The 20,628-nt window shown below is 43.5% G+C and carries 23 protein-coding genes; 13 read left to right on the forward strand and 10 right to left on the reverse strand.

What is annotated here, in order from left to right; genetic code table 11:
* Position 1: 1 nt before the first annotated feature.
* Positions 2 to 298: a metalloregulator ArsR/SmtB family transcription factor gene (locus L1070_RS18685; RefSeq protein WP_070986523.1), complete on the reverse strand. Its 297-nt coding sequence runs from the start codon at positions 296 to 298 to the stop codon at positions 2 to 4.
* A 95-nt stretch (positions 299 to 393) separates the two neighbouring features.
* Between L1070_RS18685 and L1070_RS18690 the strand changes: the two genes are divergently transcribed.
* Both L1070_RS18690 and L1070_RS18695 read left to right on the forward strand, forming a co-directional pair.
* Complete coding sequence (locus tag L1070_RS18690; RefSeq protein WP_070986524.1) at positions 394 to 582, forward strand: DUF2892 domain-containing protein; 189 nt, start codon at positions 394 to 396, stop codon at positions 580 to 582.
* Between the two features lie 3 nt (positions 583 to 585).
* Entirely contained in the window at positions 586 to 930 is a 345-nt protein-coding gene (locus L1070_RS18695) for a rhodanese-like domain-containing protein (protein ID WP_237126686.1), read from the forward strand.
* Between the two features lie 74 nt (positions 931 to 1,004).
* Here L1070_RS18695 and L1070_RS18700 read toward each other — a convergent pair whose 3' ends face one another.
* Positions 1,005 to 1,637 carry an OmpA family protein gene (locus tag L1070_RS18700; RefSeq protein ID WP_070986526.1) on the reverse strand — a complete coding sequence of 211 codons (633 nt, stop codon included), beginning with the start codon at positions 1,635 to 1,637 and terminating at the stop codon, positions 1,005 to 1,007.
* 68 nt (positions 1,638 to 1,705) lie between these two features.
* Positions 1,706 to 2,446, reverse strand: a complete 741-nt coding sequence (locus tag L1070_RS18705; RefSeq protein WP_237126697.1) for a transporter substrate-binding domain-containing protein — start codon at positions 2,444 to 2,446, stop codon at positions 1,706 to 1,708.
* A gap of 182 nt (positions 2,447 to 2,628) precedes the next feature.
* Here L1070_RS18705 and chrA point away from each other — a divergent pair, with 182 nt between their 5' ends.
* Positions 2,629 to 3,756, forward strand: a complete 1,128-nt coding sequence (chrA, locus tag L1070_RS18710; protein WP_070986527.1) for a chromate efflux transporter — start codon at positions 2,629 to 2,631, stop codon at positions 3,754 to 3,756.
* Here chrA and L1070_RS18715 read toward each other — a convergent pair.
* From L1070_RS18715 to speA, 4 genes are all read right to left on the reverse strand, one after another.
* Positions 3,718 to 4,926 (reverse strand): mechanosensitive ion channel family protein, encoded by a 1,209-nt coding sequence (locus L1070_RS18715; RefSeq protein ID WP_070986528.1) that lies wholly within the window; start codon positions 4,924 to 4,926, stop codon positions 3,718 to 3,720. The genes chrA and L1070_RS18715 overlap by 39 nt on opposite strands.
* Entirely contained in the window at positions 4,923 to 5,843 is a 921-nt protein-coding gene (locus L1070_RS18720) for an acetyltransferase (RefSeq protein ID WP_237126687.1), read from the reverse strand. The genes L1070_RS18715 and L1070_RS18720 overlap by 4 nt, the downstream gene beginning before the upstream one ends.
* Before the next feature lie 24 nt (positions 5,844 to 5,867).
* Positions 5,868 to 6,737 (reverse strand): acyltransferase, encoded by an 870-nt coding sequence (locus tag L1070_RS18725; protein WP_237126688.1) that lies wholly within the window; start codon positions 6,735 to 6,737, stop codon positions 5,868 to 5,870.
* Between the two features lie 122 nt (positions 6,738 to 6,859).
* Positions 6,860 to 8,740, reverse strand: coding sequence for a biosynthetic arginine decarboxylase (speA, locus tag L1070_RS18730; protein WP_237126689.1), 1,881 nt, complete (start codon positions 8,738 to 8,740; stop codon positions 6,860 to 6,862).
* A 477-nt stretch (positions 8,741 to 9,217) separates the two neighbouring features.
* Between speA and speE the strand changes: the two genes are divergently transcribed.
* Positions 9,218 to 10,078 carry a polyamine aminopropyltransferase gene (gene speE, locus L1070_RS18735; RefSeq protein WP_070986534.1) on the forward strand — a complete coding sequence of 287 codons (861 nt, stop codon included), beginning with the start codon at positions 9,218 to 9,220 and terminating at the stop codon, positions 10,076 to 10,078.
* Between the two features lie 73 nt (positions 10,079 to 10,151).
* On the opposite strand, the gene hemE is transcribed toward speE, so the two are convergent.
* A complete protein-coding gene (hemE, locus tag L1070_RS18740; protein ID WP_237126690.1) occupies positions 10,152 to 11,216 on the reverse strand; it encodes a uroporphyrinogen decarboxylase in 1,065 nt (354 codons plus the stop codon).
* Between the two features lie 447 nt (positions 11,217 to 11,663).
* On the opposite strand from hemE, the gene L1070_RS18745 reads away from it, so the two are divergent.
* Positions 11,664 to 12,134, forward strand: coding sequence for an Rsd/AlgQ family anti-sigma factor (locus L1070_RS18745; protein WP_070986536.1), 471 nt, complete (start codon positions 11,664 to 11,666; stop codon positions 12,132 to 12,134).
* 79 nt (positions 12,135 to 12,213) lie between these two features.
* On the opposite strand, the gene fkpA is transcribed toward L1070_RS18745, so the two are convergent.
* The gene (gene fkpA / locus L1070_RS18750) at positions 12,214 to 12,966 is read right to left on the reverse strand and encodes an FKBP-type peptidyl-prolyl cis-trans isomerase (RefSeq protein ID WP_070986537.1); all 753 of its coding nucleotides are present in this window, start codon (positions 12,964 to 12,966) and stop codon (positions 12,214 to 12,216) included.
* 254 nt (positions 12,967 to 13,220) lie between these two features.
* On the opposite strand from fkpA, the gene L1070_RS18755 reads away from it, so the two are divergent.
* A complete protein-coding gene (locus tag L1070_RS18755; RefSeq protein WP_237126691.1) occupies positions 13,221 to 14,210 on the forward strand; it encodes a hypothetical protein in 990 nt (329 codons plus the stop codon).
* Entirely contained in the window at positions 14,207 to 14,419 is a 213-nt protein-coding gene (locus tag L1070_RS18760; RefSeq protein WP_070986539.1) for a SlyX family protein, read from the forward strand. Before L1070_RS18755 ends, L1070_RS18760 begins: the two co-directional genes overlap by 4 nt.
* Positions 14,420 to 14,432: 13 nt before the next feature.
* Here L1070_RS18760 and L1070_RS18765 read toward each other — a convergent pair whose 3' ends face one another.
* Entirely contained in the window at positions 14,433 to 14,633 is a 201-nt protein-coding gene (locus L1070_RS18765; RefSeq protein WP_070986540.1) for a YheV family putative zinc ribbon protein, read from the reverse strand.
* A gap of 175 nt (positions 14,634 to 14,808) precedes the next feature.
* On the opposite strand from L1070_RS18765, the gene L1070_RS18770 reads away from it, so the two are divergent.
* The 6 genes from L1070_RS18770 (at position 14,809) to L1070_RS18795 (ending at position 20,120) form a co-directional block, all read left to right on the forward strand.
* Entirely contained in the window at positions 14,809 to 16,728 is a 1,920-nt protein-coding gene (locus L1070_RS18770) for an ATP-binding cassette domain-containing protein (protein WP_070986541.1), read from the forward strand.
* Complete coding sequence (locus L1070_RS18775) at positions 16,725 to 17,189, forward strand: TIGR02444 family protein (RefSeq protein WP_237126692.1); 465 nt, start codon at positions 16,725 to 16,727, stop codon at positions 17,187 to 17,189. Before L1070_RS18770 ends, L1070_RS18775 begins: the two co-directional genes overlap by 4 nt.
* Before the next feature lie 119 nt (positions 17,190 to 17,308).
* A complete protein-coding gene (locus L1070_RS18780) occupies positions 17,309 to 17,449 on the forward strand; it encodes a DUF3149 domain-containing protein (protein ID WP_237126693.1) in 141 nt (46 codons plus the stop codon).
* Positions 17,450 to 17,669: 220 nt separating this feature from the next.
* Positions 17,670 to 18,650, forward strand: coding sequence for a hydrolase (locus L1070_RS18785; protein ID WP_237126694.1), 981 nt, complete (start codon positions 17,670 to 17,672; stop codon positions 18,648 to 18,650).
* Positions 18,647 to 18,895: a YheU family protein gene (locus L1070_RS18790; protein ID WP_070986544.1), complete on the forward strand. Its 249-nt coding sequence runs from the start codon at positions 18,647 to 18,649 to the stop codon at positions 18,893 to 18,895. The genes L1070_RS18785 and L1070_RS18790 overlap by 4 nt, the downstream gene beginning before the upstream one ends.
* A gap of 76 nt (positions 18,896 to 18,971) precedes the next feature.
* Entirely contained in the window at positions 18,972 to 20,120 is a 1,149-nt protein-coding gene (locus tag L1070_RS18795) for a dipeptidase (RefSeq protein WP_237126695.1), read from the forward strand.
* Positions 20,121 to 20,628 lie beyond the last annotated feature (508 nt).

The following is a 20,628-nucleotide window of genomic DNA, read 5'->3' on the forward strand; positions in this document are numbered from 1 at the left end:
CCTAAGGAGCGCAAAATAATTGATAAAGTTTAAGAAGTATGGCTTTTACTTTGTCATCTACCACTTTGTAGTAGATAGTCTGGCCTTCTCGACGCGTCGCCACCACATTAGCTTTACGTAGACTTGCCAAGTGCTGAGATAAAGCAGATTGCGTAAGAGGCACAGTCTCATTGAGTTCACTGACGCTGAGCTCTTCTTCCATTAAGCTACACAAAATCATTAGGCGGTTTTTATTCGCCATCATTTTTAACAACGCTTCCGCCTTTTGAGCGTTATCTGCCATCGTTGCAAAGTCCATATTTACCCCGTTCTTCACTATGAGTGGGCAAAGTATAGACAAATACATTAGCAATGTCTAATATTAGTGGTTACTAATATATTTGGAGATCTGTTATGAAACTAAATCCAATGCTGCGGTTAATCGCTGGTATGATGTTTTTAATATCATTGGCACTAACACACTATGTGAACCAAAATTGGCTATGGTTTAGTGTGTTTATCGCTGCTAATTTAATTCAATCGGCATTTACAAATTCATGCCCCATGATCACCCTACTTAAAAAGCTCGGTGTAAAGGAATAAGCTATGTTGACTTCAGTACAAGACCTACTAAAGATTGTAAAACCTACCCAACGCTGTATTGATGCACAGCAAGCGAAAGCGGAAATAGCTCACAATAGTGGACTTTTGATCGATGTGAGAGAGCCACAAGAATACAGCCAAAAATCGGCAACAGGAGCCGTTAATATCCCAAGAGGGCTACTTGAGTTTAAACTTCCTGAGATAGAAAAAAATGCCGAGCGACCTATCTATGTGCATTGTGCAGCAGGAAGTCGAGCAGTCTTAGCAGCAGAGCAACTTACCCGTTTGGGCTATCAAAATGTCAGCGTGATATCTTGTAAGGCGGAGGAGATCTGTAACACCTTTTAACTGCGTGTATCGCCACAATTTCAGTTGTCAATCCGAAGCGAAGCAATGCGGTGATATTATCACCGCATTACGATTTAAGCTTTGTTTGGAATAATTTGAATTTCTACGCGGCGATTTTGTGCACGCCCTTGTTCTGTGTCGTTACTCGCGATAGGTTGTGACTCCCCCATGCCTTGGGTGTGAAGCCTTGCAGCAAGTACCTGCTGACCTAATAAATAATTTTTCACACTGTTCGCTCGCTGTTCACTCAAGCGCTGATTCAGTTCACTTGTTCCTGTGCTATCTGTGTGGCCAACAATGTTCAGGAAAGTTTTTTCGTATTTGTTCATCACCTTAGTGATAGCGTCTAGCGTGTTGTAAAAACTGGGTGAAATAGTTGCTTGGTTCGATGCAAAGGTAATATTACTTGGCATCACTAGCCTCATATTGTCACCCTCTCGGATCACTTCTACCCCAGAACCCGCGAGCTCCTTACGAAACGCAGCTTCTTGCTTATCCATATAATCACCGATCGCGGCCCCTGCAATCGCACCAATGGCAGCGCCGATAAAAATACGTTTATCTTTGTGGTTACCAGTCGCTTTACCTAACACAGCGCCCGTAGCAGCACCAATGGCTGCCCCTTTTCCTGTATTTGTCATCTCACAACCCGATAGTAGCGCCAAACTTAAGGTTGCTGCAATGAGCCCTTGTTTACTCAAAGTCATGATCTTCTCCAATGATTTTTCGCCTAGGCTAACGATTGCTTAGTGAATGTAAGATTAACTTTAGCAGATTATTTTAGTAGGCTTTCTGGTATTGGAGGCAATGCATAGGGGGCAATGATTTTGTCTAACTGTTTGCTTTTTGCCATATCCATAACCGCACGGCGCAAATACTGTGCAGCGTCACTTTGAGCAAACTCTTTACTGGTCACCATATATCCATAAATCACATTAGTATAACGGTAATTCATTTTTTCAAGCTGGGAAATAGGCTGTTTGAGCACTTTCATGGCGACTTCAGCGGTATCCTCAACAGCAATGGCAAGATCCACCCGCTCTTTGAGTACCAAGTCAAACGCAACTTGTTCTGATGTCACCTCGATTTTTGATAGTTTTGAATCTTTATCAAAGCGCTCAAAAAATGCAGCGCCTCTCATCACGGCAATACGCTTATTGTACAAGTCTTCAAACTGATTAACGGTAATGTTGCTACCTTTTTTGGTATAGAAAACAAATGAAGATGATAAAGCCATGTAGGGAGGCTCAATAAAAACCATGTTGGCTTCACGCTGAGGTGTTTTAAGAAGACCTCCCATGATGTCAACATCTCCCTGCTCTAGCATACGCAAACACCTAGATAATGGACAAGGAACAGGGCGGATATGGTATTTGTCGGCAACAGCGGCGCGGGTAATGTCTAAAATCAGACCTGAGGAGTCACCATCACTGCCTACTTTGCTGTAGGGGGGTGCATGATCAACTGCAACATGAATAGTCTGGTGCTCCGCGCTCGCATTGTTCAGCACGCACATACTCAGAAAATAAAAAGCCAATATCAAGTGTCGCAAATTCTCACACCTCTAACTTCGACCTAAACTTGTGCATAACAGACATGGCATCTAAACCTTGGTAGAACCAAGCCACAGACCAATCGCAATAAAAATGTCACAATACTATGTCAACATGTAATGTTAACTGTATCACAAGGAAAACTATGGCACTGAGTATTTTTTACCAATTTTTTCTACTCGGCTGTACCAGCTTCGGCGGTCCAGCGGCTCATTTAGGCTTTTTTAAAAAACACTTTGTTGATAATTTAGGCTGGATTTCTAATGAGCGCTATGCGGCGATGATCAGTTTATCGCAAATATTACCGGGCCCAGGGTCAAGTCAGGTTGGCTTTGCCATTGGCCTTGAACGAGCTGGAATATTAGGCGGCGTAGCTGCATTTTTGGGCTTTACCTTGCCGTCTTTTTTAATCATGCTGCTGCTGGCGATGACCGCTTCGCAACTAGATAACTCACTTTTAGGTGTGATGAATGGTCTCAAGCTCTTTGCTGTGGTGATAGTCGCTGATGCCGTTTTGTCTATGGCAAAAAGCTTTTGTAAGACTGGCCCCCTTAAACTCGTGGCTTTCATCAGCACTTTGGTGTTATTAATTTTGCCCAGTTTGCACACTCAACTACTGGTATTAGCGTTGGCAGCATTAGTCGCCTGTGTATACCGCTTCTCCCCCATACCGACACATAATACAAGCACGATAAATGGTGGCATCAACTTCCCAGTACTCGCGGCATTTAGTCTACTTTTTATCATTACTTTCTTTGGTCTGCCTAATGAGCTATTTGCACAATTTTATCAAGCAGGTGCGTTGGTATTTGGCGGCGGTCACGTCGTATTACCTCTGTTACAAAACACCGTATCAGAATTGGATCAAAATAGCTTTCTAACTGCCTATGCCGCAGCACAAGCAGTACCTGGACCTATGTTCAGCATCGCCACCTATCTAGGCGCAACCCTTGCCAGCGAACATATATGGCTCTTTGCGGTGATAGCAACCGTTGCGATATTTTTACCAGGTTTACTATTGATGTGGGCGTTCCACAACAACTGGCAGTCATTGAGTAGCCTACCCAGATTTGCCAGCGTGACGTGCGCATTAAATGCAGCGGTGGTTGGTTTGCTCGCAGCGGCACTTTATAACCCCATCTGGCAATCCGCTGTATACACACTTACACACATGATAATAGTTATAGGTGGCTTCGCACTATTTAAGCTTTTTAAGCCACCGATTTGGATGATGTTACTGCTGTTCAGTACCGTTGGCGTGTTGTTGTACTAACTGCCCCGAAATACTTTGGTATGGGCGCAACTGGAATGTGCCCATAATCGCCAACATGTGATCGAGAATATCTGCTTGTAAATGCTCATAGGCCACCCACTTTTTATTGCTGCTGAAACAGTAAAATTCGATGGGCAAACCATAATTTGCGGGAGCCAGTTCCCGCACCATCATGACACACTCTTTATTAATACCTGGGTGTTGCCCTAAATACAGCTCAGCATATCGACGGAACAGTCCCAAGTTTGTGGTCTTATCCGGCCAATCCTCGATGTCGATTAGTTGGCTAAACTCATGCTTTAATGCGTCTATTTCCTGTGGCTCGAGCACTTTGATACTGTGCATATCAATTAATACTGCACGCTTTATACGACGTCCCGCAGACTCCTGCATCGCACGCCAGTTCTTAAACGAGTCTGAGATCAACATATACGTTGGGATAGTCGTCACCGTATTGTCCCAGTTCCTAACCCGCACCGTATTCAAACCAAGATCAATCACCTCACCATCCGCGCCGAATGCATCCACTTGGATCCAATCACCCGTTTTGACTAAACGGTTGGCTGCTATTTGAATGCTGGCCACCAGTCCCAGTATAGTATCTTTAAACACCAGTAAAGTAACCGCAGCTATGGCACCAAAACCAGACAAGATATAGGTGGGTGACTTATCTAGAATTAAACTAATGATGAGAATGCTACAAACCATAAAGGTCATCAGCTTGGTAACCTGCACAATTCCCTGTATTGGTACGTCTTTGGCGAACCTTAGTTGATTATAAATAGCATGAGCGAGATTCACAAAGCCGCTAAATAAAAAGCCTGTGACAATGATTAATACGATTTGCCCAACAGCCAATAAAACGCTCATTAACCACTCAGGTGCCACAAACACCTTTTCATAAAAAGCAATAAAAACAACGCAGCAAAGCATCGCCGCCATTCTGCCTGTGACTTTATTTAGCTCTGAAGATAAGTAGCCAATACGAGTAGGAGAAACTTTAGTGAGTCCTTTTTGAATACTGGGAAACACCAATCTGCGCGTGAACAGATAAAGCAGCAATAACGCGACAACCCCTACACAATTCGCAGTTACAGCACTGAGCAAGCTGCCCTGCGGCAGGCTTTCAAACCAAGTGTCTAATATGTCGGTAATATGAACTAATGTCATAATGGGGCCGCTTCCTCGTTAATCACAGCACCCTTTTTTCCATAGTGTAAATAGAGGTGACTGAGCTGCGTATCTTTATTTTGCCAAAGTGCATTTAAATAATTCTGAAACTGAATACGGTATTGTTTGTCTTGCTGATAACCCCCTTGTGGCACACAAGCGATGTCTATCAATGAAATATCAACATGGACACTGTGCAGCTGCCCCAGCATAAAACTGCGGCATATATGCTCATTTTCAGATTGATACATGATGGTGGTATTCAACAGGCCATCAAGTTGTTCACCTAATACTTCTAGCGCAAACGCCGTGCCACCAGCCTTAGGTTTTAGTAAATGCTTAAAACCACTTTGTTGTTTGTGCTGTTTGGCCTTAGTAAACCTCGTTCCCTCTGCAAAGTTAATCACAGTGGTTGGATGCTGACGGAAGTTACGGCAACTGTGTTTAGTACGCGCTACATCAAGCCCCTTGAGCTTTGGATTTTTTGCCACCTGAGCTTTGCTTGCTCGTTTCATAAACGGCATCCCCATCGCCCATGCACCAGTGCCAATAAAAGGCACATATTTAAGCTCATCTTTTAGAAAGAATTTGGGGGCAGGTAAAGCACGGTTCGCGCTAAGGACCACAATATCCAACCAACTAATATGATTTGCCACCAACAAATACCAACCTTGTGGCTTTACTTGTTGCGGTACATGCATATTGATTTGTTCACAGCCAACGTCCAAAGCCAGTTTATTCCCTTGGCACCAAACCCCATAAGCAAAATGAAGTAATTCAGAGACAAACCGAATTGGCAGGATTAGTTTGACCAGACCCAATAAAAAAACCACGACGCCGCACACTAACGTGTTCAACAACAGTATCAAAGTCGCAGATACGCCGAAAAACCAATTTGGTAAAACATTTCTTAGCATGGAGCAACCTCGCTTTGTTTAATTTTAGCTGCGTAACCGCTGTAACTGCTCGTCCTTTTGGTTCCACAACTGATTCAATTCCGCTTGAAAACGTACTCTAAAATCATTGTCATTACTATAGTCACCGATCAGGTTCTCACTCACGGGCAACACGTCCACATGCACATCTATTTGTTTCACTCGGCCACTGACGAAATCAACAAATGTAGGAATCCCATCTGGATAATGAATCGTCACATTGACCACTTTACTTAACTGCTCGCCCATTGCCTGCATAACAAATGCTATACCACCGGCCTTAGGCTTAAGTAAGTGTTTAAAAGGGCTATTTTGGCGTTGATGTTTTTGCGGTGTGTAGCGAGTGCCTTCCACAAAATTTACGATGCTCACCGGCATAGCTTTAAACTTTTCACATGCTTTTCTAGTAGTTTCAACGTCTTTGCCTTTGAGCTTTGGGTTTTTCTTTAGCTGACTTTTACTGATGCGAGTCATAAATGGAAAGTCCAACGCCCACCACGCGAGCCCAAGAAAAGGAACGTACAACAATTCCTTTTTTAAGAAGAAATTCAAAAAAGGAATTTGCCGATGCAGCACACGTTGCATCACCAAAATATCTACCCAGCTTTGATGATTCGCAATCACTAAATACCAGTCTTGTCGTTTAAGGTCAGTCAAACCTTCAACATTCAGTTTGAATGGCGATAACAGGTTTTGGGTTAAGTTATTGCCTGCGACCCAAAAGCTTGCACACTCCTTTGCCAGCCAACTACACACCTTTTGCAAGGGCGTGATAGGCAAAAGTTTAATCAAGCCAAATATGAATATTGGGACAAACCATACTAGTGTGTTCAATGTATACAGTATCAAACTCAGAATACAGCGTAACAACGACATGCAATGCTTCCTTTACAACCTAGCCAAGTAGCTGAGTCATAAGTAAACGACTCAGCCTTTAATATGGCCGATGATGATACCTTGTTTTTAACCAGCAAAAAACCTAGCACACTACATTTTATCTAATCTTCAAAGTAGGTATACCCAGCCAGTCCAGCATTGAGTTCTTGCAAATATTGTGTACGCAGCACTTCATCCTGAACCGTTTCACCGACACGAGCCACAAAGTTATTTGCAAGCTGAGTGTGATCGTAATGAACAAATTTTAATACGTCCTGAACACTGTCTCCTTTGATAGCATTAGTCAAGCTATAGCCCTCATCACACAGTTCAACGTGCACTGAATCAGTATCCCCAAACAGGTTATGTAAATCACCTAAAATTTCTTGATAAGCACCAACCATGAACATCGCGATATGATATTGCTCACCGGGGACATACGGCGGAATAGGTAAGCTTGACTCAATACCCGATCCCTCAACATAGTCACGGATCTGGCCATCCGAGTCACAGGTAATATCCTGCAAAATCGCCCTTTGGGTCAATGGTTTATCTAGGGATTCTATTGGCATAACTGGGAATAGCTGCTGAATGCCCCATACATCTGGTAATGATTGAAACAGTGAAAAGTTAACAAACAATTTATCTGCCAATTTTTCATTTAAGTCATCCAAAACCTCACGGTGAGCACGCGCATTTTCATTTAGCAACTCTCTCACTCGATGCAGGATGGTAAAATATAACTGCTCAATTTGTGCCCACTGGGTCATGCTCACCATACCATGGACATACTGCGCATGGGCTTCACTGAACAAATGCATAGCATCGTGGTATGTCTCCAACGCCAAGCGCGCAGTAATCCGGCTATAAGCTTGCCATAGCTCTTGTATGATCACATGCGCATCAGAGGCAGGTACAACTGGAGTATGTTGATTAGGCGCTTTCTCAACGTCAATCACATCGGTAATTAACACCGCATGATGTGCCGTCAACGCGCGACCAGACTCAGTAATAATAGCAGGGTGCACTAAGTCATGCTGCTCACACACCTCAGCAAAGGCACTGACCACATTACGCGCATATTCGGCTACTGTGTAATTCATAGAACATGCGCTACGTGAACCTGACCCCTCATAGTCAACGCCTAAGCCACCACCCACATCTACAGTTTTAAGCGGTACACCCAACTGCGATAGCTCAGCAAAATGACGTGCACATTCTTTCAATGCTCGGTGAATATCACGAATATTGGCAATTTGAGAGCCTATGTGAAAATGAACCAAATTCATCAAATGTAGTTTGTCGGCTTGTTTGAGCATCTCAACCGCTTCAAGCACTTGCCCAGCGGTTAAACCAAACTTACCTTTTTCTCCACCTGTGTTTTGCCACTTTCCCTTGCCCACAGAATTTAAACGAATGCGGATACCTATCGCAGGTTCAATCTTTAAATCATCAATTTCTTTGATAAGCGTGGTCAGCTCTGATAGCTTTTCAACCACGATATTCACTTTGTGGCCCATGGCTTGACCAATACAGGCAAGCCTTAAAAACTCACTGTCTTTATAGCCATTACACACAATAGTGATAGGCTTAGTAGCAACACCAAGAATCGCCATTAACTCTGGTTTAGAGCCCGCCTCTAAGCCTACTTGACCGCTTGGATGTGCCAATAATTTTGTCACCACAGAACGCTGTTGATTCACCTTTATTGGGTAAACACAATTATATTGACCTTGGTAGTCTCGCTGCTGACAAGCCTGTGCAAATGCATCGGTCATCGTATCGACACGATGTTTTAAGATATCGGTAAAACGCACCAACACGGGTAAAGTTAAGCCTTGTGCCTTGAAATCTTCGGTCAACTGGTTGAGGGAAATTGGGGTTTTGTTGTGGTCGCCGTCTGGGTAAGCGACTAACTCACCGTTATTATTAATATCAAAATATCCTTCACTCCAATGCGCGACATTGTATAAAGCACGTGCTGTGTCTAAACCCCAAGTCATGGCTTTCTCGTTTATTCATGGTTAAAACGTGTAGTTTAATACGCACTGACCCAGATGGCGATGATATTTTCAGATAACACAATCAATCATCTGATACTCACCAATAAAAATAATATTAACAACTTTCTTCAACCAAACTTTTGAGAAAGTAAGAATACAAATGCCAGAAAAGGCAATCCAAGCTGACAACCAATTTGGATCTTCCAGTTAAAAAGTGCGTAACTTTTATGGAAGTTTATACTGACTTCTAAATGGCAAGCACATACAAAGACTGGTAATACGATGAATTAGGCGTCACAACCAAAGTGACAAACTACTGCCGCTTAAAATTTCGTAAAATGCCTTTTTTTCATTGAATTAGTCAATTTTTCTACAAAACATGCCGCCATAATTTCCCTTAATGCGCTAAAATAAATTGAGCAAAACTCAAAGCACTGGCAAAATTGCCAACAATTTATAGTAAGTGTGAAAATAGATATGTCGAATTTAGAAGCAAACCGTTGGTTTACAGAGGTCAGCGACCGTGATGGCAGCGCTTTTTCATTGCGCATCAACAAAAAGCTGGATGAGATCCAATCTCCTTTTCAGAATGTTGAGATGTATGAAACAACCAATTTTGGTAACCTCATGATCATCGATGGTTGCACTATGGTCAGCACCAGAGAAAACTTTTTCTATCATGAGATGATGAGCCATCCGGCACTTTTTTCTCACCCTGCACCAAAGAATGTCGTGATCATCGGCGGCGGTGACTGCGGTACACTGCGTGAAGTATTGAAACACCCAGGTGTTGAGAGCGTAACGCAAATCGACATCGACGAAGTCGTCACACAGATGTCGTTAAAGTATTTCCCTGAACTATGTGAGTCAAACAACGATCCTCGTGCCACTGTAATGTTTGACGATGGCATCAAATACATGCGTGAAGCTACACCTGAATCAATTGACGTCGTTATCGTTGATGGTACTGATCCAGTAGGGCCTGGTGAAGGCTTATTCAACCACGCGTTTTACAAGAGCTGTTTAGAAGCATTGCGCCCTGGTGGAATTATGGTACAACAAAGTGAGTCACCACTTACTCACATGCCACTACTTCTAGAAATGCGAGATGCAATGCTTGAAGTTGGCTTTGTTGACTTACAAACACTGCCTTTTCCTCAGCCTATCTACCCAAGCGGCTTATGGTCAGCAACCATGGCACGTAAGGGCGAGTCATTCAATGGCTTCAGAGAAAGTGACGCTGACAAGGCACAGTTTGATACTGAGTATTACAACACCGGCATTCATAAAGGGGCGCTAGCAACTCCTAACTTTATGAAGCGCGCGTTTAACAAGTAATACTTTACCTACTAGGCAGGCAATAAAAAACCCAGACTAAGTCTGGGTTTTTTGTCTTTTTTCGTTTACCAAATTACTTGTGGTATTTGCCGCTGAATTCGTGCACAGCATTAATAAACACACCTGCATTTTCAGGATCTACATCAGGTGTAATACCATGACCAAGGTTAAATACGTGGCCAGACCCTTCACCAAACCCAGCAAGAATTGATTGCACTTCTTCACGAATACGCTCAGGTGTACCATGTAACATCGCGGGATCCATGTTGCCCTGTAATGCCACCTTATCGCCAACACGACGTTTTGCATCAGCAATATCAATCGTCCAATCCAGACCAATCGCATCACACCCGGTCGCGGCGATAGCTTCAATCCACTGACCGCCATTTTTAGTAAATAGCGTTACAGGCACTTTACGCCCATCGTGATCGCGGATCAGTCCGTCTACGATTTTATGCATGTACTGTAAAGAGAACTCTTTGTAATCACGTGGGCTAAGTACCCCACCCCATGAATCAAATACCATGAGTGATTGTGCACCCGCTTTCACCTGCGCATTTAAATAGTCAATCACTGAATCAGCCAGTTTATCTAGCAACAGGTGTAGAGTTTGTGGCTCAGCAAATGCCATTTTCTTAATTTTACCGAAAGTTTTGCTGCTACCACCTTCAACCATGTAAGTTGCAAGCGTCCAAGGTGACCCCGAGAAACCAATTAGTGGTACTTCACCTTTTAGTTCTCGACGAATGGTACTTACCGCATTCATAACATATCCCAACTCGTCTGTAGGGTCGATATTTGGGATGTTTTTTACATCTTGTAGCGAGCTAATTGGCCGTTCAAATTTAGGGCCTTCTCCAGTTTCGAAATATAAACCCAGTCCCATCGCATCAGGAATGGTCAAAATATCACTGAACAAGATTGCCGCATCTAGCGGATAACGACGCAACGGCTGCAAAGTAACCTCGCAAGCAAGCTCAGCATTTTTGCATAGACTCATAAAGTCACCAGCTTGTGCACGGGTTGCACGATATTCAGGTAAGTAGCGCCCAGCTTGACGCATCATCCAAACTGGCGTGACATCAACTGGCTGTTTCATCAACGCACGTAAATAACGATCGTTTTTCAATTCGCTCATAGCGTATCTCGATTCCAATGCTTTAAAAATTGCGCAGATTGTATCACTATCTTGGCCCTCACTCTATCTAAACCAAAGCGCAAAATCGTGTAACTATGATCTAGATTAAACTGCCCATAACTCAAAATGTTAGAAAAATTGTACTGAAATTAGGCAAAAATCATGTGTGAGGGTATTTACAACGAGGGTAAAAACTTGCTATAAAAATGCCGCGTTACAAAAATAACAACAAAACACCTTTATAATAATAACAATAATAGTTATCAACTAGCTAAACTGCATTCAAACCACCTTCAAGGTGGTTTTTTCTTTTTTATAACCCCAAAAGCGGAACTCATTAAAAATCATATAGTTAATTTGTTTTTAGATAATAAAAATAAAAATAGGTTGACCTTTGCAGCAGATTTCCTTTTTATAGAGTAAAACAATCCGCAATAGGAGATCACTATGCTTTCGAGGTTAGAACAAGCCCAAGAAAAGTGGGGAGGCAGCCATAGTGTTATTGATGCATGGTTAGCAGAGCGACAAGAATTATTACTGCAATACTGTAAAATTGCGGGTTTTTCTCCTTATGACAAAAAAGATCATGCATTACCCGATCAACTGCAAATCCAGTCATTTTGTCAGATACTCATGGATTATTTGTCTGCAGGTCATTTTGAAATTTACGACAACCTAGTAGAGGCTTGCGAAGAGAAAGGCCCTGATAGTGCTAAACTTGCTCAAGCACTGTACCCACGTATTGCTGATACTACTGATGTAGCTTTAGACTTCAACGATAAATACGCTGAGAATTCACAAGAGCAGGTATTAAGAGACTTTGACCGTGACCTGTCGAATTTAGGCGAAGTGCTAGAATTACGTTTTGAATTAGAAGATGAGTTAATCGATAACTTATACGCAAATCACACTGATTAGTGACTGATAAGCTGCGGACGTATTCAGACACTAAAAAAGGGCCATTGGGCCCTTTTTTCGTACTTTTAACTGTTGCGTATTATTCAGCTTCAGCTTTTTTCTCGTCTTCTTGGATCTCAAGTAGCTCAACTTCAAAAATCAATGTTGAATTAGCAGGGATCTTGCCTAAGTTACGCTCACCGTAGCCAAGCTCAGGTGGAATGGTGAACTTGAACTTAGAGCCAACAGGCATTAACTGTAAACCTTCAGTCCAACCTTTGATAACTTGACGTAGACCAAAGCTTGCTGGTTGATTACGTGCATAAGAGCTATCAAACTCAGTGCCATCTAACAATGTGCCTTTGTAGTGTACTTTAACGTGATCAGTGTCAACTGGCTTTTTGCCTTCACCTTCAGTAAGTACTTCGTATTGAAGGCCAGATTCAGTGACAACTACACCGTCTTTCTTCGCGTTTTCAGCAAGGTATTTCTCACCTTCAACTTTGTTTTGCTCAGCTTCTAGTTTTACTTTTTCAGCTTGCTTCTCACGTACTGACGTGTCTAATGCTGTTAATACTTCGCGAATTTTCGCTTCATCAAGCTGTGCTTTACCTGCAAGCGCATCTTCAAAGCCACGCATTAATAGCGCTTGGTCAAGCTCAATACCAAAGCTGCTTTTATCTTCCAAGTCTTTTTGTAAGAAATTACCTACTGAAGCACCAATACCATAGGCTTGTTGCTGAGCTTCAGTTTCTAGTTTTAGTTCTGCAGGTTTTTCTTCTGCTTTTTGGTTACATGCAGCCAGTGCTAACACTGATGCTGCCACCAAAGACAGTTTAATCGTCTGTTTCATTCTCTCTCTCCGACAGGTCTGTCGACCGTCTGTTAATATTATATTAATGGTTAAAGCTGTGTAGCCACATTATCATTCATCACTAAATATGCCAAATTGTATAGCACTTTGGCAGATATTTAATGTTTTCTGTGACTTGTAGCGACTTTGCGGCAACGATACGCTACTATCAAACTGATACTATCAATAAACTGTGTCGATTTTTATAGTCTAACCCAGTGAAATTCACAGCGTTAAGGGGAAATGCCCATTTTATGCTCAAACTCCATCGTTTATGGCTGCTTTTTGTCTGTATACTGCTAAGCAGCTGTACTCCAGCCGATAAAAAAGCCGATTTTACCGTTGAGCATGCAGCACGAGGCGCATTTGCTGCCGCCATTTCACATGATGGTCGTTACAGTTTAGTGTCATCCGTAGAACATGGTGTCAGTCTTTGGGACAATCAAGTCCATGGCTTAAAATATCAGTGGCAACAATCCAAGCCCGATGGCAATTTAGTTCATTCTCTTGCTATCGCCTATGACAACAGCGTGGCTGTTACCGCAGAAAACGAAACCTTCGCAGTTTGGAGCATCACAACTGGTAAAAACCTAGGCTATTACCAAATCCAAACAGGTACCATCAGAGACATTGCCATTAGCAATCAGGGCCGCTATGTGCTTTATGGACGCAGTGACAATGTGGTCGTGCATCTGGACTTAGAAAGCGGAAGACGTATAGAGTTCCTCGGTCATCAAGAAAAAATTAACTCTATCGCCTTATCCCCCAACGGACACTTTGCACTGACGGGGGCAAATGACTACAGCGCATACTTTTGGGATACCAGAACAGGACAAGTGATCCACCGCTTTAACCACCCAAGCCGAGTAACGAAAGTCGCGCTTGATGCAACGGGTCAATATGCTTTTACCGCTGATAGCCTAAAAAAAGCCAGCATTTGGCAACTGGCTTCGGGTGATCTTGTTTCACAATTGCAGTATATTGCGCGGCAGAAAATATTTAGCGCAGTACGCTTTAATCAAGCTGGCACTTTACTCGCCACGGGCGCGCCAAATAGAGAGCTTACTCTATGGCGCGTTGCAGACGGTGAAAAGCTTGGCCTATGGAAAGTGCAGCCACGCGAAGGCAGCCGCCCAAAATCAGCAGTTGTGTTCGATGTCACATTTGTTGAGCAAGACACAGCCCTAATGGCGGAAAGTTCAAGCGGGCTATTAGAGCGTTTTAATCAAGTGGAGTCCCGATGACAGAGTTAGAAAATCGCGTTATGGAGCTTGAAGCCAAGGTGGCCTTTCAAGACGATACCATTGAAACCCTCAATGATGAACTCAAGACTCATCAACAAAGGCTTGCAAGAATGCAACGGCAAATAGAGTTATTAGGTGAAAAGATCAAAGAGAGCCAAGAAGAAGGCCTGATGCCTCAGCACCAAGAGCCTCCCCCCCCGCATTACTAACGTTAAGCCAGAGTTACTCTGGCTTAAACACTCCTATCACTTGCTCAAAGTGGCGAGTCGATGCTTGAACGGCTTCCTTAGGTTGAGTCATCACATGGCCACACTTAACACATTCTACTTTTTCAACATCGTGCTCTTTAAATAGCATCATCACATCAAGCTCTTTACACTCAGGGCACGATGCCCCAGCAATAAAACGTTTTTTCTGTCTCACGGCTTTGCCCCTACTACACTATTAAGCCAATCTCGAATTGTGTTCATTTTAACCTAAAGCAACATCTATAGATACGATTGTAAGCACTGAACAGCCCAATAAGTACGACAGTGCTGACTTATATACCAACCTTCATGTTATGATTACCTACATTCGGGTTTAACAACAAAGCATTATGATCCAGCTGTCTGATATTGAATTATTGCGTGGCACCAAAAGCCTATTGAAAAATGCCAGCGCCACTTTATTTCCTGAGCATAAAGTGGGCCTAGTGGGAGCCAATGGCTGCGGAAAATCTTCCCTGTTTGCACTATTAAAGGGCGAATTAACACTGGATGCCGGTGAGTTTCTCATCCCAAAAGACTGGTCGATAGCCTCAGTAAAACAGGAAACGCCCGCGCTAGATATCAGTGCTTTGGATTATGTACTACAAGGCCACCCTGAATATTACCAATGTAGAGTGGCACTGCAACAAGCCGAACAAGCGCAAGATGGTGCTAAGCAAGCACAAGTTCACCAACAGCTAGAGCTCATGAAAGGCTACAGCATTGAAGCTAAAGCAGGTGAACTGCTACATGGTTTGGGCTTTAGCAATGAGCAGATAAGCCACCCTGTGAGCGCTTTTTCTGGGGGCTGGCGAATGCGCTTAAACTTAGCGCAGGCACTTATCCGTGACGCAGACTTATTGCTACTCGATGAGCCGACAAACCACTTGGACTTGGATGCGGTTTATTGGCTAGAGCGATTTTTGCGCGCCTACACAGGCACCTTGGTGCTGATCTCTCACGACAGAGAGTTTTTAGATGCGGTAGTGGATCAAATCTGGCACATAGAGCAACAGAAAATTAATGTCTACAAGGGCCATTATTCTCAGTTCGAGCGCCAAAAAGCAGAGCGAATGGCGCAGCATCAGGCTCTATTTGAAAAGCAACAGGAGCAGATTGCTCACTTAGAAAAGTTTATTACGCGCTTCAAGGCCAAAGCCAGTAAGGCTAAACAGGCGCAAAGCCGTGTTAAAGCGCTGGAGCGTATGGAAAAGCTAGCACCCGCTCATGCCGACTCACCATTTGACTTTGAGTTTGCCGAGCCCACAGCCTTGCCCAATCCGCTGATGACATTGGACGGTGCTCAGGCAGGCTACGGCGATGTGACCGTGCTCAACAAAATCAAATTAAATTTAGTACCCGGCAGTCGTATTGCTTTACTCGGCCGCAACGGTGCGGGTAAATCAACCTTGATAAAGTTGCTTGCCGGAGAGCTTAGTCCGCAAGCAGGTGACGTCTTTACTCATCAGGGTTTAAGAATTGGTTACTTTGCACAGCATCAGTTGGAGTCTTTAGATCTCAGTGCCAGTGCAGTCACGCATATTCAGCGTTTAGACCCCAAAGCCAGTGAGCAATCTCTGCGCGACTTTTTAGGAGGGTTTGCGTTTAACGGCGACAGAGCGCTTGAACCTGTAGCACCGTTTTCTGGTGGCGAGAAAGCCAGGCTTGTACTTGCTATGCTGGTGTATCAAAAGCCTAACCTCTTATTACTTGATGAACCAACCAACCATTTGGATCTAGAAATGCGCCATGCTTTAGTCATGGCGCTTCAGGGTTTTGAAGGGGCCATGGTTACCGTCTCGCACGATCGCCATATGTTGAAAAATACCGCCGATGAATACTATTTGGTAGACAATGGTGAGGTAACACAATTTGGCTATGACCTTGATGCCTACTATCAATGGCTATTAAACGCCAACAAGGAAGCGAGTAAAAAACCAGAGACCGAAACCAAGGCCCACTCCAGTAGCAACCGCAAAGAGCAAAAACGCCTTGAAGCAGAATTTCGCAAGTCGGTGCAGCCACTGAAAAAAGAAATCGAAAAGCTTGAAAAATCTCTCGATAAATATTCAGATCAACTATCAACAATAGAGCAACAGTTGGCAAACAACGACTTATATCAAGAGGAAAACAAAGCCCAGCTGACTGAGCTACTTGCACAGCAGGCAAAGATTACGCCACTACTCAACGACGTCGAAGAGTCACTTCTGCTCGCTTTGGAAGAACTCGAAGAAAAGCAAACCTCATTTGAGCAAAGCCTTGAGTTATGAAGCAGTTAAGTGAGCAGGCTTTTTGGGAGTTTTCATGCCAGCTGTATCAGCAAGGGAATACGCAAAACACCTTGCTGATGCTGCAAAATGAGCGCCAGAAAAATATCAATCTGTGCCTGCTATTACTTTACCTAGAAAAATTACAGTTACAGATAAGTGAGCCTGATATCGCTCACTTAACAGTGCTTTGTCAGCAGTTAGACACTCTATTGTTGGCACCACATAGGGCGATAAGAGCAAACCTTAAACAAAGCTACTCACAACACGCTCACTATCAAACACTTCGTAAACAGCTATTACAAAGCGAGCTACAGCTTGAGCGCTTGCAACAAGCAGAGCTGCTTAGACTCACTCAGCAACTTTCATTGCAACCGCTCACCCTTAGTCAAAACCTGTCACTGTACCTCAATAAATACGATGCTACTTTGTTGCTACAAAGCCTAACTGACGGAAAATCATGATCTCGATCAAGGTCTTACTGGCCATAAAACTCGTGCGTTTAGAAACTTGATCTCGATCATATCAGCCGTCCTAAAGGAGGGCTAAGATTACTACATCGACAAGTTAGGAGGCCGCAGCCATGAACGTATTCTTCAGAGATTTTTTTAGTGACCCAGTACTATTTCTCTCTTTTGGGATCTTAGGCACAGTGATTGGGCTATGTGTCTTCTACGTTTATTACTTTGTTAAAAAAGTACAAGAGGCTGAAGTACCTCATTAGTAGGGAAGTCATTCTCAAGCTGTGAGTAGATACAGCAGAACTATAAGTTCCCCCAGCAGTAAAAAAATTAAGCACGACGCACAAAGCACCTTACTAACCTAGTTAGTCGGGTGCTTTTTATTTTGTATGACTTAGCTCAATGCAGCCCCATATCGCCTGTACCTGTTATCCTAAGCAGAGGTTTGCTAAACTTTACTTCCCTTTGATTGTAAGACGCTTTATGGACTATTTATTCAACAGCGCATGGTGGATGCGCAATCGACACGCGCAAACAATTCTGCCGCGCTTTTTTCGCCCGTTGCAAAAAGTACCGGTACAGTTTGAAGAGCTAACTACCCCTGATGGTGACTTTTTAGAGCTCGCATGGGCACAGGAAAAACGTCCAGATGCGCCGCTGGCCATTATTTTACATGGTCTAGAGGGCAACATTAACAGCTTTTACGCCAAAGGTATGCTCAAGGCTTTAACACGCAGTGGCTTTGATGCCGTACTAATGCACTTTCGCAATTGTTCTCGCGCAGCCAATAAATTACCCAGAGCCTATCACAGTGGTGAAACATCAGATCTTGGATTTCTTATCCACACCTTAAAACAGCGCTTTGTTGACAGACCGCTATACGCGGTTGGCTTTTCTTTAGGTGGAAATGTTCTGGCTAAGTATTTGGGCGAGCAGCGTCAGCATAGTGGCTTGCAAGGTGCCGCGGTAATTTCCGCGCCACATCATCTATCTTCCTCATGTCAGGTGATCAGAAAAAGTTGCTATGGGCTATATCAAAAATACCTGCTCGATAGAATGAAACGTTCATTCTCACGCAAACTAGATACCATTGCGGATGTACTCGCCGTCAATGAACAGCAATTGCACGCTATCAATGACCTGTGGCAATTTGATAATTTAATCACCGCACCGCTGCATGGTTTTGACGGCGCGGAAGATTACTACACACAAGCTAGCGCACAGAACTACCTGAAGCATATCGTGACACCCACGCTGTTGATCCACGCACAAGATGACCCAATGCTATCATCACAGGCTGTACCACAATCCGAGCAAGTCAGTGATAGTGTGACTTTAGCAGTGTCTCGCAAGGGCGGCCACGTTGGTTTTATCTCGGGTAACAACCCTTTCAAACCTGAGTTTTGGCTGGAAAAAGCCGTTCCCCATTACTTCAATTCATTGTCAGCAAAGAGCCATGTATGATCATTCCTTATCAACAACTTGATACAACCACACTTAATAACCTGATTGAGCACTATGTGCTGCGCGAAGGCACCGACTATGGTGAACAGGAATTTTCAACAGAAGCAAAAGTAGAACATGTTAAAGCGCAATTGAAATCTGGTGAAGCCTTGATCGTGTATTCGGAGTTACATGAGTCTGTCAATATTGTCTCAAAGGCGCAATTTCAGGCGATGCAAGACGAGGATTACTCTGAATATCAGTAACTGGTCGCAGAGCGTTTAGCCTGCTGGCAATTTCAGTTATAGTCTAGGTAAATCCAGAATAACTTAAGGCAGGCTCATGACATTACGTTTTACTCTTTGCGCTCTTGCTTTGTCGGCTTTGACCGCACAAGCGCAAGATTATCAAGCATCAGAACGCGCACATAGGATAGCGCAAAAAAGCATCCTAATTGATACCCACATTGACGTACCTTATCGACTAGAAGACAAGTGGGATGATGTGAGTAAGGCTACCGAAGGTGGTGACTTCGATTATCCAAGAGCCGTTAAAGGTGGCTTGAACGCACCTTTTATGTCTATTTACATCCCTGCTCACCTTGAGTTTGAAGGCCAAGGTAAAAGCTACCAACTGGCTAACCAGCTTATTGATGGAATGGAAGCCCTTGCATTTAGAGCACCAGACAAGTTCGCCGTCGCTTACTCCAGTAAAGACATTTTTACCCACTTCAAGCAAGGCAAAATGTCCATTGCGATGGGTATGGAAAATGGCTCTCCCATTGAAGGAGATCTCAAAAACTTAAAACACTTTTTTGATAGAGGTGTGCGTTACATTACTTTAGCCCACTCTCAAAGTAATCATATTTCAGATTCTTCATACGATATTCGTCGCAAGTGGAAGGGGTTAAGCCCTTTTGGTAAAGAGCTGGTTGTAGAAATGAACAAAATTGGCATGTTAGTCGATGTGTCACATATTTCTGATGCTGCATTTTATCAAGTTATGGAGCTGTCTAAAGTGCCAGTCATCGCATCGCACTCATCACTGAGAAAGTACACGCCGGGCTTTGAGCGTAATATGGACGATGACATGCTCAAAGCGCTGAAAAAGAACGGCGGTGTCATTCAGATTAACTTTGGTTCAAGCTTCGTCACCTCCAGCGCCCAAAACTGGTATAAAAAGCGTGACAATGCAGCGCAGCGAGAAGACTTCATCAAAGACAATCCATTCCCATTTGCAACTCTTGAGCAGGTCCTAGATCACATAGATCACGTGGTTAAACTCATTGGCATTGACCATGTAGGTATTGGCTCTGACTATGATGGTGTAGGTGACTCTCTACCTGTGGGATTAAAAGACGTATCAAGCTACCCAAATCTAATTCAAGGCTTGCTAGATAGAGGCTACAGTGAAGTAGATATTAAGAAAATCTTATCCGGCAACACATTGCGAGTTTGGAAACAAGCCGAGGAATACGCGGCGCAATTCTAGTCCTACCAAGCAAAGCGCTGTTGCGCTTTGCTTCTGTCCATTTATACCTCACCATCACAACAAAACCACTCCTGTCAAAACTTGCTGTTCAACCAAGAAACAATTTCCAAAGCGATAAAGAGTGAACCGACGACTGTCTGAATACAGGAAGTGGTTGCGGGAGCTGCAACTTATGAAAAGTGAACCGACGACTGACTAAATACAAGAAGTGGTTGCGGGAGCTGTAACTTATGAAAAGTGAACCGACGACTGACTAAATACAAGAAGTGGTTGTGGGAGCTGTAACTTATGAAGAGTGAACCGACGACTAACTAAATACAAGAAGTGGTTGCGGGAGCTGTAACTTATGAAAAGTGAACCGACGACTGACTAAATACAAGAAGTGGTTGCTGGAGCTGTAACTTATGAAAAGTGAACCGACGACTAACTAAATACAAGAAGTGGTTGCGGGAGCTGTAACTTATGAAGAGTGAACCGACGACTGACTAAATACAAGAAGTGGTTGTGG

It is taken from the genome of Pseudoalteromonas sp. MMG022 (genome assembly GCF_021654245.1).
Lineage (GTDB): Bacteria > Pseudomonadota > Gammaproteobacteria > Enterobacterales > Alteromonadaceae > Pseudoalteromonas > Pseudoalteromonas amylolytica.

Excerpts from the sequence above, each read along its gene's own strand:
- L1070_RS18685 (WP_070986523.1), bottom strand. The coding sequence starts at position 298 with ATGGACTTTGCAACGATGGCAGATAACGCTCAAAAGGCGGAAGCGTTG.
- L1070_RS18690 (WP_070986524.1), top strand. The coding sequence starts at position 394 with ATGAAACTAAATCCAATGCTGCGGTTAATCGCTGGTATGATGTTTTTA.
- L1070_RS18695 (WP_237126686.1), top strand. The coding sequence starts at position 586 with ATGTTGACTTCAGTACAAGACCTACTAAAGATTGTAAAACCTACCCAA.
- L1070_RS18700 (WP_070986526.1), bottom strand. The coding sequence starts at position 1,637 with ATGACTTTGAGTAAACAAGGGCTCATTGCAGCAACCTTAAGTTTGGCG.
- L1070_RS18705 (WP_237126697.1), bottom strand. The coding sequence starts at position 2,446 with ATGTGCGTGCTGAACAATGCGAGCGCGGAGCACCAGACTATTCATGTT.
- chrA (WP_070986527.1), top strand. The coding sequence starts at position 2,629 with ATGGCACTGAGTATTTTTTACCAATTTTTTCTACTCGGCTGTACCAGC.
- L1070_RS18715 (WP_070986528.1), bottom strand. The coding sequence starts at position 4,926 with ATGACATTAGTTCATATTACCGACATATTAGACACTTGGTTTGAAAGC.
- L1070_RS18720 (WP_237126687.1), bottom strand. The coding sequence starts at position 5,843 with ATGCTAAGAAATGTTTTACCAAATTGGTTTTTCGGCGTATCTGCGACT.
- L1070_RS18725 (WP_237126688.1), bottom strand. The coding sequence starts at position 6,737 with ATGTCGTTGTTACGCTGTATTCTGAGTTTGATACTGTATACATTGAAC.
- speA (WP_237126689.1), bottom strand. The coding sequence starts at position 8,740 with ATGACTTGGGGTTTAGACACAGCACGTGCTTTATACAATGTCGCGCAT.
- speE (WP_070986534.1), top strand. The coding sequence starts at position 9,218 with ATGTCGAATTTAGAAGCAAACCGTTGGTTTACAGAGGTCAGCGACCGT.
- hemE (WP_237126690.1), bottom strand. The coding sequence starts at position 11,216 with ATGAGCGAATTGAAAAACGATCGTTATTTACGTGCGTTGATGAAACAG.
- L1070_RS18745 (WP_070986536.1), top strand. The coding sequence starts at position 11,664 with ATGCTTTCGAGGTTAGAACAAGCCCAAGAAAAGTGGGGAGGCAGCCAT.
- fkpA (WP_070986537.1), bottom strand. The coding sequence starts at position 12,966 with ATGAAACAGACGATTAAACTGTCTTTGGTGGCAGCATCAGTGTTAGCA.
- L1070_RS18755 (WP_237126691.1), top strand. The coding sequence starts at position 13,221 with ATGCTCAAACTCCATCGTTTATGGCTGCTTTTTGTCTGTATACTGCTA.
- L1070_RS18760 (WP_070986539.1), top strand. The coding sequence starts at position 14,207 with ATGACAGAGTTAGAAAATCGCGTTATGGAGCTTGAAGCCAAGGTGGCC.
- L1070_RS18770 (WP_070986541.1), top strand. The coding sequence starts at position 14,809 with ATGATCCAGCTGTCTGATATTGAATTATTGCGTGGCACCAAAAGCCTA.
- L1070_RS18775 (WP_237126692.1), top strand. The coding sequence starts at position 16,725 with ATGAAGCAGTTAAGTGAGCAGGCTTTTTGGGAGTTTTCATGCCAGCTG.
- L1070_RS18780 (WP_237126693.1), top strand. The coding sequence starts at position 17,309 with ATGAACGTATTCTTCAGAGATTTTTTTAGTGACCCAGTACTATTTCTC.
- L1070_RS18785 (WP_237126694.1), top strand. The coding sequence starts at position 17,670 with ATGGACTATTTATTCAACAGCGCATGGTGGATGCGCAATCGACACGCG.
- L1070_RS18790 (WP_070986544.1), top strand. The coding sequence starts at position 18,647 with ATGATCATTCCTTATCAACAACTTGATACAACCACACTTAATAACCTG.
- L1070_RS18795 (WP_237126695.1), top strand. The coding sequence starts at position 18,972 with ATGACATTACGTTTTACTCTTTGCGCTCTTGCTTTGTCGGCTTTGACC.